This window comes from Streptomyces sp. NPDC033229 (assembly GCF_055576875.1).
This window is the reverse complement of the sequence record NZ_JBVIQR010000002.1, coordinates 328602-342158: the sequence shown is the minus strand read 5'-3', so window position 1 is coordinate 342158 and position 13557 is coordinate 328602. Positions and strand designations below refer to the sequence as shown.

The 13557-nt window shown below is 74.8% G+C and carries 6 protein-coding genes; 1 reads left to right on the top strand and 5 read right to left on the bottom strand.

The features are described 5' to 3' along the window. Window positions 1–5: 5 nt before the first annotated feature. The 5 genes from nudC to ACZ53N_RS03435 all read right to left on the bottom strand — a co-directional run bounded on the left by nudC (window position 6) and on the right by ACZ53N_RS03435 (window position 10060). Window positions 6–947 (bottom strand): NAD(+) diphosphatase, encoded by a 942-nt coding sequence (gene nudC, locus ACZ53N_RS03455; protein ID WP_469139280.1) that lies wholly within the window; start codon window positions 945–947, stop codon window positions 6–8. Between the two features lie 62 nt (window positions 948–1009). Further along, window positions 1010–2410: a dipeptidase gene (locus ACZ53N_RS03450; protein ID WP_469139279.1), complete on the bottom strand. Its 1401-nt coding sequence runs from the start codon at window positions 2408–2410 to the stop codon at window positions 1010–1012. A gap of 46 nt (window positions 2411–2456) precedes the next feature. Beyond that, window positions 2457–6047, bottom strand: coding sequence for an ATP-dependent helicase (locus tag ACZ53N_RS03445; RefSeq protein ID WP_469139278.1), 3591 nt, complete (start codon window positions 6045–6047; stop codon window positions 2457–2459). Between the two features lie 84 nt (window positions 6048–6131). Continuing rightward, entirely contained in the window at window positions 6132–9425 is a 3294-nt protein-coding gene (locus ACZ53N_RS03440) for an ATP-dependent helicase (RefSeq protein WP_469139277.1), read from the bottom strand. Window positions 9426–9664: 239 nt separating this feature from the next. Then, window positions 9665–10060: an MGMT family protein gene (locus tag ACZ53N_RS03435; RefSeq protein WP_469139276.1), complete on the bottom strand. Its 396-nt coding sequence runs from the start codon at window positions 10058–10060 to the stop codon at window positions 9665–9667. Between the two features lie 187 nt (window positions 10061–10247). On the opposite strand from ACZ53N_RS03435, the gene ACZ53N_RS03430 reads away from it, so the two are divergent. After that, window positions 10248–13034: a lysylphosphatidylglycerol synthase transmembrane domain-containing protein gene (locus ACZ53N_RS03430; protein WP_469139275.1), complete on the top strand. Its 2787-nt coding sequence runs from the start codon at window positions 10248–10250 to the stop codon at window positions 13032–13034. Window positions 13035–13557 lie beyond the last annotated feature (523 nt).

Sequence of the window (13557 nt, the reverse complement as noted above, 5' to 3'; positions counted from 1 at the left end):
CGGCGTCAGCTCTGGCTCTGCGGCAGCGGTTCGCCGTACCAGAGCTCGATCAGGCGGGCCGCGATCGAGATGCCCGTCGGAGGCAGCACCTCCCCGGACTCGAACGCGGCCCGCAGGTCCGTCCGTGAGAACCAGCGGGCCTCGTGGATCTCCTCGCCGTCCACCTGGATGTCGGAGGACGTGGCCCGGGCCATGAAGCCCAGCATGAGGCTGGACGGGAACGGCCACGGCTGGCTGGCGACGTACTCCACGTCACCGACCACCACACCCGCCTCCTCGGCGACCTCGCGGCGCACGGCCTCCTCGATGGACTCGCCCGGCTCGACGAAGCCCGCGAGCGTCGAGAAGCGGCCTTCGGGCCAGTGCATCTGCCGGCCCAGCAGCGCCCTGTCCTCCTTGTCCGTGACCAGCATGATCACGGCCGGGTCGGTGCGCGGGTAGTGCTCGGCGCCACAGGCCGGGCAGCGGCGGATGTGGCCCGCGGCCGCGACGACCGTGCGCTCGCCGCAGCGCGAGCAGAAGCGGTGCAGCCGCTGCCAGTTCTCCAGGGCCACCGCGTGCACCAGCAGCCCGGCATCGCGCTGCGACAGCAGCAGGCCGGCCTCGCGCAGCCCCGCGGCGCGCGCCGACTGGTCCATCCGGCCCGGCAGGGTGTCCTTCTGCAGGGCGAAGTAGGCGACGCCCTTCTCGTCCTGGCCGAGGAAGTAGCGGTGCGTCTCGGTGACCGGCGCCTCGAAGGCCGGGGTCATCACCAGCTCGGTGCGGCCGTCCGGGGTGTCGTCGATCAGGACCTGGCCGCCGGAGACCACGAAGACCCGCGTGGACGGGTGGCTCCACGCGGCGGACAGCCACGCCTCGTCCAGACGGTGGTGCGCGGCACGGTCGATGCCGCTCGCACCACTGAGCGTGATGGGCCGGACGGCTGAGATATCGGTCCAGGTGGTCACTGCTGCTTCCAACTCCCCCTACGAATGGTGGTGTGCATCACGGACGCGAGCGAAAGCCGGGGCTAACGGGCGCGTCCGTGCTCGGCGAGGTCGCCCCACAGGTAGGCGGCGGTCTCGACGCCCTTCATGAGCAGGTCCAGCTCGACCTTCTCGTTCGGCGCGTGCCAGCCGTCCGAGGGCACCGAGATGCCGAGGAACAGCACCGGGACGCCGAGCACGTCCTGGAGGTCGGCGGCCGGTCCGGAGCCGCCCTCGCGCGTGAAACGGACCTGCCGGCCGAAGGCACGCCCCATGGCGCGGGCGACCGACTGCAGGGCCGGGTGGTCGAGCGGTGTCAGGCAGGGGCGGGTCGCGCCCCAGAAGGTGATCTCGTGCCGGATCCCCTCCGGCAGCAGGCGTGCGACCCAGTCCCGCACGGACTGCTGGACGCGGTCGGCGTCCTGGCCGGCGACCAGCCGGAAGGACAGCTTGAGCTGTGCGGCGGACGGCACGATCGTCTTGCCGCCGGGGCCCTGGTAGCCACCGCCGATGCCGTTGACCTCGGCGGTGGGCCGGGCCCAGATCCGCTCCAGCGTGGTGTAGCCGCTCTCGCCGACGGCCCCGTGCGAGTGGGCGGTGCGCAGCCACTGCTTCTCGTCGAAGGGCAGCTCGGCGAAGAGTTCGCGCTCGCGGTCGGTGAGTTCCACGACGCCGTTGTAGAAGCCGGGGATCGCCACCCGGCGGTCCTCGTCGTGCAGGGCGGCGACCAGCCGGGCGGCCTCGGTGGCCGGGTTGGGCACGGCGCCGCCGAAGGAACCGGAGTGGATGTCCTGGTCCGGTCCGAAGAGGTCGATCTGGCAGTCCGTGAGGCCGCGCATGCCGGTGCAGACGGTCGGGGTGTCCTCGGACCACATGCCGGTGTCGGAGACGATCACGGCGTCGCAGGCGAGACGGTCCGCGTGGGCGCGGACGAGGTCGGGGAAGTGCGCCGAACCCGACTCCTCCTCACCCTCGATCAGAAGCTTGAGGTTGACGGCCGGGGCGGTGCGGCCGGTCGCCGCCAGGTGGGCGCGGACGCCCAGGGTGTGGAAGAAGACCTGACCCTTGTCGTCGGCGGCGCCGCGCGCGTACAACCTGCCGTCCTTGACGACGGGCTCGAAGGGCTCGGTGTGCCAGCCGTCCTCGAGGGCGGCCGGCTGGACGTCGTGGTGGCCGTAGACCAGGACCGTCGGGGCGCCCTCGTCGCCGGAGGGCCACTCGGCGTAGACCGCCGGGGCGCCGTCGGTCTCCCACACCTCGGCGGTGGGGAAGCCGGTCTCGGTGAGCTTAGCGGCCAGCCAGTCCGCGCTGCGGCGGACGTCGGCGGCACGGCCGGGGTCGGCCGACACCGAGGGGATGCGGAGCCATTCGACGAGGTCGTCGAGGAAGGCGGCGCGGTGACCTTCGATGTACGCGCGGACGGCGCTGTCCGGGGTGTGGCTCATGGCATCGAGCCTAACCGGCCACACGGTGTGACCATGACCGGGTTTCTCACCCGTCCTCCCCGAGGAGGAGCCGCTCCAGACCCGCGCGGTCCGGGAGGTCCGCGGGGTGGACGGTCTCGCCGTCGCGGACGTACACGAAGGCGGCGGCGACGGCGGACAGCGGCAGGCCGTGCTGCTCGGCCCAGGCGAGGCGGTAGATCGCGAGCTGGAGGGGGTCGGCGTCGTGGTCGCGGTTCGTCTTCCAGTCGACGATCTCGTAGGTGTCGCCCTGCGGGCCGCGCTCGCGGTACACCGCGTCAATCCGGCCGCGGATCACTCGGCCCGCGAGAGTGAGCTGGACGGGCACCTCCACCCGGTACGGGGTGCGCCGGGCGTAGGGGGTGCGCTCGAACGCCTCCTTGAGCTCGGCGAGGTCCCGCTCGTCGGCGATCTCCGGGGCGAGACCGTCGGCGTCCTCGTCGTCGGCGCCGCCCGGCAGTTCCTCGGGGCCGAGCAGCGGCAGCGGCAGCTCCTCGAAGCGGGACTCCACCCAGGCGTGGAACCGGGTGCCGCGGCGCGCGGCGGGCTGCGGCGGGCGCGGCATGGGGCGGGCCAGTTCCCGCGCGAACCCGTCCGGGTCGGCGGCCAGCCTGACCAGCTGCGAGGCGCTCAGCGACGACGGCACGACCACGTCCCGCACGCTCGCGCGGGCCCGCCGCAGCTCGCCCGCGAGCGCGTCCAGGTCCCGGTCCCAGGAGCCGACGAGCCGGGCTTCCTCGGGCAGCAGCCGCGGCCGTCCGTCGTGCGGGGCCGTGTCGGACGGGGTATCGCCGTCCGGTTCCGGGTGTGGGCGGCCTCCGGCCGGGTCCGGGTGGGAGGCGGCGTGGTCGGGGCCGCCCGGCTCCCGCCGGGGTCCGGGCAGCGCGCCGTGCGGGGCGGCGCCGGGGGCGACCGGGTCCTCGGTGCCGTCGGCACCGGACGGCTCGTCGGCCGACGCCGGGCGCGTGGTGGGCAGCGTGTCCCACGCCGCGAGGTCGTCGTCGAAAACCTCATCGAGGGCGGCCTCGTCGAACGGCTCGTCCTCCGGCGGTGGCGGCCAGTCGGGGTCGTGGGCGGTGGTGGCCGGGTGCGGAGCGTCGTGGACGGCCGCGGCGGGGTGGTCCTCCGGGTGGTCCGCCAGGCGGGCGAGGTGGGCGAGGACCGCGTCCGCGGCGGTGCGGCGGCGGGCGAGCGACGCGGGATCCAGGGGCAGCGGCCAGGACCGCTCCGCGGCCGACTCCTCCAGGGCCGGGTTCTCCTCGCCCTCCTCCGGTGCCTGCGCCCAGGCCTCGATCTCGCCGTGGCCCGCCTCGCAGTGCTCCCGCAGGGCTTCGAGGAAGGCGGACGGGCCGCGCGGCTTCTTCTGGCTCGGTCCCCACCAGTGGCCTGAGGCGAGCAGCAGCGACCGGGGCCGGGTGAAGGTGACGTAGCCGAGGCGGAGCTCCTCGATGCGCTGGTGCTCCTTCATGGCCGCCTTGAAGGCGGCGAGCCCCTTGGCGTCCCAGGCGCCGACGTCGGGGAGGGTGTCCGCGTCGCCGCGCAGCGCGTGCGGCAGCACCTTGGCCTGGGCCGTCCAGGACTCGCGGGACTGCTCGCTGGGGAAGGTCTTCGTGACGAGGCCGGGGACCGCGACCACGTCCCACTCCAGGCCCTTGGACTTGTGGGCGGTGAGGACCTTGACGGTGTTCTCGCCGCCGGGCAGGGAGCTGTCGAGGCCCTTCTCGTACTGGGCGGCGGTGCGCAGGAAGCCGAGGAAGGCGAGCAGGGTGGCCTCGCCGTCGACGGCGGCGAACCCCGCGGCGATGTCCAGGAACGAGGAGAGCGTCTCGCGGCGGCGGGCGGCCAGCGCGTGCGGCGACGCGGAGAGCTCGACCTCCAGGCCGGTGGTGGCCAGCACCCGGTGGAGCACGTCCATGAGCGGGTCGGCCAGGGAGCGTCGCAGCTCGCGCAGCTCCCTGGCGAGCCGGGCGAAGCGGACGCGGGCAGCGGCGGAGAACGGCAGCCCGTCGTCCGGGCCGGCGGTCAGGAATGTGTCGAGGGCGTCGGCGAGCGAGACGGCCTCGGCCGGGTCGACGCCTTCGACCGCCTCGGCGAGGCGCCGGTCGGGGTCCGAGCCGGCGCTGCCGTAGGGCACGAGCGTCCGCGCGCGGCGACCGAGCAGCGCCAGGTCACGGGGGCCGATGCGCCAGCGGGGGCCGACCAGGAGCCGGACGAGCGCGGCGTTGGCCGTGGGGTCCTGGAGCACCTCGCAGACGGCGACGAGGTCGGCGATCTCCGGCAGGTGCAGCAGCCCGGACAGGCCGACGACCTCCACCGGGACGTCCCGCTCGACGAGGGCGCCCTGGATCTGCGCGAAGTCGACGGCGGTGCGGCACAGCACCGCGATGTCACCGGGCCGGGTGCCCGTGCGCACCAGGTGGGCGAGGGAGTCCGCGAGCCAGTCCAGCTCCTCGGCGTGGGTGGGCAGCAGGGCGCAGCGCACCACGCCGTCGCGCTCGGCGCCGGGGGCGGGCCGCAGGGCTTCGACTCCTTCGTGGCGCTCCCGCAGCGGGGCGGCCAGGCCGTTGGCCAGCTCCAGGAGCCGACCGCCGCTGCGGCGGTTCTCGCTGAGCGCGAAGCGCTGGGCGGGGCGCCCGTCGGCGTAGGGGAAGTGGTGCGGGAAGTCGTCGAGGTTGGCCACGGAGGCACCACGCCAGCCGTAGATGGCCTGGCAGGGGTCGCCGACGGCGGTGACGGCGTGCCCGGTGCCCCCGCCGAACAGGCCCGCGAGCAGCAGTCGCTGGGCCACGGAGGTGTCCTGGTACTCGTCGAGCAGGACGACCGCGAACTGCTCGCGCAGGATCCGCCCGACCTCCGGCCGGGTGCCGGCCAGCTCGGCGGACAGGGCGATCTGGTCGCCGAAGTCGAGGAGGTCGCGCGCCCGCTTCTCCTTGCGGTAGGCGGCCACCAGACCGAGGAGTTCGAGGCGGGCGCGGGCGGTTTCGGGCACCTGGCGCAGCTCGGCGTTGGAGAGCTTGGTGCTCTCGAGGGCGGTCAGCAGCTCGGTGTCGTACGCCCGGAGGTCCTCGGGGCGTACGAGGTGCTCGGCGAGTTCGCCGTCGAGGGCGAGGAGGTCGGAGACGAGATCGCCGAAAGAGCGGGTGAGCGCGGGGTACGGGCCGGGCGAGGTGCGCAGCACGCGGGCGGCGAGCTGGAAGCGGGTGGCGTCGGCGAGCAGCCGGGAGGTGGGCTCCAGGCCGATGCGCAGGCCGTGCTCCTTCAGGAGCCGGCCGGCGAAGGCGTGGTAGGTGGAGATCTGCGGGTCGCCGGGCGCCCGGTCGGGGTCGCTGGGCTCGGGGTCGGTGACGCCCGCCTCGACGAGGGCCTTGCGTACCCGCTCGGACAGCTCGCCCGCCGCCTTGTTGGTGAAGGTGAGGCCGAGGACCTGCTCGGGCGCGACCTGCCCGGTGCCGACGAGCCAGACCACGCGGGCGGCCATGACGGTGGTCTTGCCCGAACCGGCTCCGGCCACGATGACCTGCGGGGCGGGCGGCGCGGTGATGCAGGCCGTCTGCTCCGGGGTGAACGGAATGCCGAGCAGCTCCTTGAGCTGCTCGGGGTCGGTCAGGCGCGGGGTCACACGAAAACGCTAACGGCCCGCACTGACATCGTTGAACTCCGCAGGTCAGAGGCCTCGCCCGGGCAGGGGACCGCACTCCCCGGCTCACTCCACGATCTGGCGGCCCTCCGGCCGGGCCGTGCAGGAGGCGCGGAAGGAGCAGTGGGTGCAGTGCCGGCCAGGGCGGGGGGCGAAGCGCTCTTCCAGGACCCGGCCGGCCGCCTCGGCGAGGAGACCGCTGATCCACTCGCCCTCCCCCAGCGGGTCCTGCGCCTGCACCTTGGGGAGGGCGTCACCGCCCTCCTTCTTCGCGGCGCCCTGCCGCAGCTGTACGAGTTCCGCGCCGCCCGCCGTCGGGCGTACCCCGTCGAAGAGGTCGTCGACGGCGCCCTGCTCGACCGCGAGCTGGTAGACGGCGAGCTGGGGGTGGCGGGCCACGTCGTTCGCGGAGACCGCGCCCTTGCCGGTCTTGAAGTCGACGACGTAGGCGCGGCCGTGGGCGTCCGTCTCCACCCGGTCCATGGAGCCCCTCACGCGCACCCGGTAGTCCCCGGTGGCGTTCAGGGTGACGTCGAAGGAGTGCTCGGTGGCGACGGGGGTGCGGCCGCCGCGCTCCATCACGTGCCAGCGCAGGAAGCGTTCCAGGGCGGCGCGGGCGTTCTCCTTCTCCTGCGTCGACTTCCAGGGCGCGTCGAAGGCCAGGGCGTCCCACACGGAGTCGAGGCGTTCCATGAGGACGGCGAGGTCGGCGGGGGTCCGCCCGGAGGCGACCTCGTCGGCCAGGACGTGGACGACGTTGCCGAAGCCCTGGGCGGCGGTGGCGGGGGCGTCCGCCTTCACCTCGCGGCCGAGGAACCACTGCAGCGAGCAGGTGTTGGCCAGTTGGTCGAGGGCGGAGCCGGACAGCGCGACGGGGTGTTCCCGGTCGCGCAGCGGTGCCTCGGTGTGCGTCGGCTCGTCCAGGCCCCACCAGCGGTAGGGGTGGGCGGCGGGCACGAGCGGCTGGCCCTCGTCGTCGCTCAGCGCCGCGAGCCGGGCGAGCCGTTCGGCCGCCGCTGCCCGCAGGGCGTCCGAGGCGTCGGGGTCGACGGTGGTGGCGCGCAGTTCGGCGACGAGCGCCGCGACGGCCAGGGGGCGGCGCGGCCGCTGGGTGACGTCGACGGGCTCGGTGCCCAGCTCGGCCAGGAACCGGGAGGGCTGGTCACCGTCCTCGGCGGCCGCCTTGACGGCGGTGACGATCACGCGCTCGCGCGCACGCGTGGCGGCCACGTAGAACAGGCGGCGCTCCTCGGCGAGCAGCGCGCCGGGGCTGAGCGGCTCGGCGAGGCCGTCGCGTCCGATGCGGTCGGCCTCCAGGAGCGAGCCCCGGCGCCGCAGGTCCGGCCAGAGGCCTTCCTGGACGCCCGCGACGACGACCACCCGCCACTCCAGGCCCTTGGAGCGGTGCGCGGTCATCAGGCGTACGGCGTCGGGTCGCAGGGCCCGGCGGGTGAGGGTGTCGGCGGCGATGTCCTGGGCGTCGAGCTCGTCCAGGAAGTTCAGGGCGCCCCGGCCGCCGGTGCGCTCCTCCGCGCGGGCGGCGGTCTCGAACAGCGCGCACACCGCGTCCAGGTCCCGGTCCGCGTTCCGCCCGCCGGCTCCGCCGCGCCGGGCGGCCCGCTCCAGCCGCTCCGGCCAGGTGGTGCCGTTCCACAGCGCCCAGAGCGCCTCTTCGGCGGTGCCGCCGCCTTCGAGGAGCTCGCGGGCGGTGCGCAGGAGGGCGCCCAGGCGCTGCGCGCCCCGCGCGTAGGACGGGTCGTGCGCCACGAGACGCTCCGGTTCCGCGAGCGCCTCCGCGATCAGTACGTCCGAGGGGCGTGGCACGGCGTGGCCCGCGGCGCGTTCCTCGTCCCGCAGGGCGCGGCCCAGCTTGCGCAGGTCCGCGGCGTCCATGCCGCCGAGCGGCGAGGTGAGCAGGGTGAGCGCGGTCTCGGGGGCGAGCCGGGCCGTCCGGGGGGTGCCGGAGGGCCCCGATGGTTCGGCGACCGCCCGCAGGGCCGTCAGCAGCGGGGCGACCGCGGGTTCGTGGCGCAGCGGCAGGTCGTCGCCGTCGACCTCCACGGGGACGCCCGCCGAGGTCAGGGCGCGGCGCAGGCCCGGTATGGAGCGGGCGCCCGCACGGACGAGGACGGCCATGTCGTGCCAGGGGACGCCGTCCTCCAGGTGGGCGCGGCGCAGGATGTCGGCGATATTGTCGACCTCCGCGCCCGGTGTCGGGTAGGTGTACGCCTCCACCCGGCCGCCCTCGCGGACGGCCGTCAGCTCCCGGTGGGCGCGCACAGCCCGCGCCGGCAGGCGGGTGAGCGGCATCCGGCGGGTGAGCAGCCGGGTCGCGGCGAGGAGGCCGGCGCCGGAGCGGCGGGAGACGGTGAGGACCTCGACCGGGGCGGCGGAGCCGTCCCGGCGGGGGAAGGCGTCGGGGAAGTCGAGGATGCCGTTCACGTCGGCGCCCCGGAAGGCGTAGATCGACTGGTCGGGGTCGCCGAAGGCGACCAGGGTCCGCCCGCCGCCCGCGAGCGCGCGCAGCAGGCGCACCTGGGCGGCGTCGGTGTCCTGGTACTCGTCCACGAAGACCGCGTCGTAGCGCAGGGCCAGCTCGGCGGCGACGTCGGGCCGCTCCGCGAGCAGCACGGCCCGGTGGACGAGTTCGGCGTAGTCGAGCACTCCGCGCATGTCGAGCACGTCGAGGTACTCGGCGAGGAAGGACGCGGCGGCCCGCCAGTCGGGGCGGCCGGTGCGGGCGGCGAAGGCGCCGAGGGCCCCGGGGCCGAGCCCCAGCTCGCGGCTGCGCGCGAGGACCGCGCGGACCTCGTCGGCGAAGCCGCGCGTGGTCAGACACGCGCGCAGCTCGTCCGGCCAGCCCACCGCCTCACGTCCGGCGCGCTCCAGCTCGGCCTGGCCGGCGAGCAGCTCGCGCACGACGACGTCCTGCTCGGGTCCGGACAACAGCCGCAGGGGATCGATGAAGAGGTCCACGTCCTGGTGGGCGCGGACCAGGGCGTAGCAGTACGAGTGGAAGGTCGTGGCCCGCAGGCCGTGGGCGGCGCCCAGCCGGGCGGCCATCCGGTCCCGGAGTTCGACCGCGGCCTTGCGGCTGAAGGTGAGGACGAGGATCCGCTCGGGATCGGTGCCCCGCCGTACCCGCTCGGCGACCGCCTCGACGAGCGTCGTCGTCTTGCCCGTGCCCGGCCCGGCGAGCACCAGCAGCGGCCCGTCCCGGTGGTCAACCACGGCGCGCTGTCGTGCGTCCAGCTCAGGAGGGCCCACCGGGCCCGGCCGGGTGCGCACGAGGCGGTACGCGCCCGAAGAGGGCCGTCTCAGCTGCTGCTGCGGCGAGCGGGACGATACGGAGGAGCTCACGTGGGTTGCCGGTCCTGGTGGAGGTGCGGGGTGACGTACGGCCGTACGGGCCGGGAAGCGGCCCGGGGGTGAGGCGGGGCAGACGACGGAGGGCGGCCCCCGACGCTACGCCAGGAGGCACCCCGGGCGCAGGGCGTCCCGGGTGCCGCCGAACCGTCGCAGCCGCCTCATCCGTTCGGATTACGCCCAGGCCCCACGGGCTCCGGCGGGGTCGGGCGGCACCCGGGCGGCGGAAGTCGTCAGGTGTGCGGATTCACACCCGGCGCGGCGTCGTCGGCGCCGGTGCCGTCCCAGCGGGCCCGTCGCATGTCGAGCCGGGGCAGATGGCCGTCGGCGGAGCGGCCGGCGGCCCTCAGCGGGGTGCCCTCGTCGCGGTAGTGGTCCAGGGCGCGCAGCTCGTGGCCGGGCAGCAGCGCGCCGTCCGCGCGGACCACCCGCCACCAGGGCACCGGCCCGCCGTAGAGCGCCATGACCCGCCCCACCTGCCGCGGACCGCCGTCCCCGAGCCACTCGGCGACGTCCCCGTAGGTCATCACCCGGCCGGGCGGGATCAGCTCGGCGACGGCCAGCACCCGCTCCGCGTACTCGGGAAGCCCGGCGGCCGGCCCGTGGTCCGGCGTCACGTCCTCGCTCATCCGGTCCATACTGCCGCACCGCACCGACAACGCCCGGGGCACGGCCCTCTTGCGCGGACCCCACAAGATCACCGAGAGTGCGTCTTTGCACTACAGGGCGTACGATCCGGAGTCCGCGCCCCCGAAATGCACCCTGATGCCCCCTTGCCCGGCGGGGTCATGCCACCATCTTCCGGGCGGTGAACTGGTGATACGAGACCAAGAAGAGACGGACGAGCAGCAGGGCGCGCAGCCTCCCGAGGGGGCCCGCGCCCCCAGAGAGCTGCCCCGACACGGCGGCGACCCCGATCAGCCCCCCGGCGTGGGCCCTGGCGTGGACCTCGGCAAAAAGCCCTCCTCCGGCCCCTACGGCTGCGAGAGCGGTGAGGCCGGCGACGGCTGCGAGGCGCACATCGACCAGGTCTCCGGCGACGAACCGCTGCTGCCCGCCCGTGTGCACCGGCCCGCCGACCTGGTGCGGCTCTTCCTCGGCATCCTCGGCATCGCCCTCGTGCTCGCCCTCGCCGCCTTCGCCCACGGCACCACCGCCGGCCTGTCGAAGGACATCGGCGAGAGCACGGGCCGCGCGCCGCAGCTGCTGGCGAACTTCGCGGGGCTCGCCGCCAACATCGCCATCTTCATCGTCCCGGTGGTCTTCGCCATCGAACGGCTCATCAAACGGGACGGGCTGCGCATCGCCGACGGCGTCCTCGCGGCGGTCCTCGCGCACGGCGTCTCCCTCGCGACCGACCTGTGGGTCGCCGAGACCGCCCCGGAGAGCATCCGCGACGCCCTCACCCGGGCCGCCCCCACCGGTGGTCTCACCGACCCCGTGCACGGCTACCTGGCCCCCGTGATCGCCTATATGACGGCCGTCGGGATGTCCCGCCGGCCGCGCTGGCGGGTCGCGATGTGGGCCGTGCTGCTGCTGGACGCCTTCGCGGTGCTGGTCAACGGCTACACCACGCCGTTCTCGATCGTCACCACCGTGCTGATCGGCTGGACCGTCGCCTACGGCACGCTCTACGCCGTCGGCTCGCCGAACGTCCGCCCCACCGGCCAGAACCTCCTAGCCGGGCTGCGCCGCGTCGGCTTCAAGCCGGTCACCGCGCTGCGCTCCGAGGACCCGGCGGACGCCGAGCCGGACCGCCACCACGACCGGGGGCGCCGCTACATCGTCACCCTGGAGGACGGTCCGCCCCTCGACGTCACGGTCGTCGACCGCGAGCAGCAGGCGCAGGGCTTCTTCTACCGCCTGTGGCGGCGGCTCGCGGTCCGCGGCATCAACCAGCGCCGCAGCCTCCAGTCCCTGCGCCAGGCCCTCGAACAGGAGGCGCTGCTCGCCTACGCGGCCATCGCCGCCGGCGCCAACGCCCCCAAGCTCATCGCCACCTCCGAACTCGGCCCCGACGCCGTGATGCTCGTCTACGAGCACATCGGCGGCCGCACCCTCGACGCCCTCCCGACCGAGGAGATCACCGACGAGCTGATGGCCGGGGCCTGGCGCCAGGTCCGCGCGCTGCAGTCGAGGCGGATCGCGCACCGGCGCCTGGACGGTGACGCCCTGCTGGTGGATCGTTCCGGCAATGTCGTCCTGACCGACCTGCGGGGCGGCGAGATCGCGGCCGGTGACGTGGTGCTGCGGATGGACGTGGCTCAGCTGCTCGTCACGCTCGGCCTGCGGGTCGGCGCCGAGCGGGCGGTGGCCGCGGGCGTGGCCGTCCTCGGACCGGACGCCGTCGCGAACAGCCTGCCGCTGCTCCAGCCGCTCGCCCTCACCCGCGTCAGCCGCGGCACCCTGCGGCAACTGGCGCGCGAGCGCGCCCAGCGGGAGCGCGAGAAGGTGCTGGAGGCGGCGCGCGCGGCCAAGGAGAACGCCGCGAACGGGGCCGAGGCCGAGCCCGCCGAGTCCGAGAGCGCAGGCCGCAAGGCGCTCAAGGCCGAGCGGCAGGCGGAGAAGAAGGCGATCGACGAGGCGCTGGAGGAGGCCCGTGAGGAGGACCTGCTCTCGCAGATCCGCCGGCAGGTGCTGCTGATCCGGCCGCAGGCGCCGATAGAGCCCGTGCGCCTGGAGCGGATCAAACCGCGCACCCTGGTCACCTTCGTGGCGGGCGCGTTCGCCGCGTACTTCCTGCTCTCCCAGCTCACGCACATCAAGTTCGGCGATCTCGTCGACAAGGCCAACTGGGCGTGGGTGGCGGTCGCGGTGGGCTTCCAGGTCCTCACCTACGTCGCCGCCGCGCTGAGCCTGCTGGGCTTCGTACCGGAGAAGGTGAAGTTCGGGCGGACGGTCCTCGCGCAGGTCGCGGGCTCCTTCGTGAAGCTCGTCGCCCCGGCGGCGGTCGGCGGCGTGGCCCTGAACACCCGCTTCCTGCAGCGCGCGGGCGTCCGGCCGGGCCTGGCCGTGGCGAGCGTCGGCGCGTCCCAGCTCTTCGGCCTGGCCTGCCACATCATGCTGCTGCTGTCCTTCGGCTATGTGACCGGCACCGAGCGGAGCTCGTCGATCGGCCCCTCCCGGACGGTCATCGGCGGGCTGCTGACGGCGGCGGTGCTGGTGCTCGTCGTGGCCGCGATCCCGGTGCTGCGGAAATTCGTGGCGACGCGGGTGCGGTCGCTGTTCGCGGGTGTCGTACCGCGCATGCTGGACGTGCTCCAGCGCCCGCAGAAGCTCGCCTCCGGCATCGGCGGCATGCTGCTGCTGACGGCGGCGAACGTGATGTGCCTGGACGCCTCGATCCGCGCCTTCGGCGGCGAGCTGAGCTACGCGAGCATCGCGGTGGTCTTCCTGACGGCCAACGCCCTGGGCTCGGCGGCCCCGACCCCCGGCGGCGTCGGCGCGGTGGAGTTCGCCCTCACCGGCGCCCTGACCTTCGCCGGCCTCCCGGCAGAACAGGCGGCGCCTGCGGTGCTGCTGTTCCGACTGATGACACTGTGGCTGCCGGTGCTGCCGGGGTGGGTGTCGTTCTCGCATCTGACGCGCAAGGGAGCGATTTAGCAGGCTGCTGCCCCTGCCACTCGGGGTGACGGCCTGCGGGCGGGCGCGGGCCCGCCACCCCGGCATTCGCCCTGCGGGCGGTCGCCCGAGGACGCTCGCCCTCCCGGGCGGGGCCCCTTGCGCCCTGCGGACGGAGCGCGGGCCGTCACGACGACGGGCTTGTGACCTGCGCACAGGTGCGGGCGGTCACCCGAGGACGCTCGCGCCCCGCGGGCGGGCGGGGACGGTGCCCCGTGCCCGCACGCGCGGAGTGGCAAGCTTTCTGCCCCCCTGGAACCTGGGCCGGCATTGACTGCCGAACCTTGGCCTCGGCCCCCGACCCGGGGCAGGGCCCGGCCCCCGCGACGCCTGGCCTTGCCCGCAGCGCTGCGCCCGATCCCGCCGCGACCGGCATCCGGGCGGCTGCCCCATCAAGCCCGCGCGGCGCCCGAGGACACAGGCACCCAGGCCACCGCATCAAGCCCGCCCGGCGATTGAGGGCACAGGCACCGCAGCCCCCGCCGCGCCTGAGGGCACAGGCGCC

Bases quoted from the DNA above. Each gene is read 5' to 3' on its own strand.
- ACZ53N_RS03450 (WP_469139279.1), bottom strand. From the start codon at position 2,410: ATGAGCCACACCCCGGACAGCGCCGTCCGCGCGTACATCGAAGGTCAC.
- ACZ53N_RS03435 (WP_469139276.1), bottom strand. From the start codon at position 10,060: ATGAGCGAGGACGTGACGCCGGACCACGGGCCGGCCGCCGGGCTTCCC.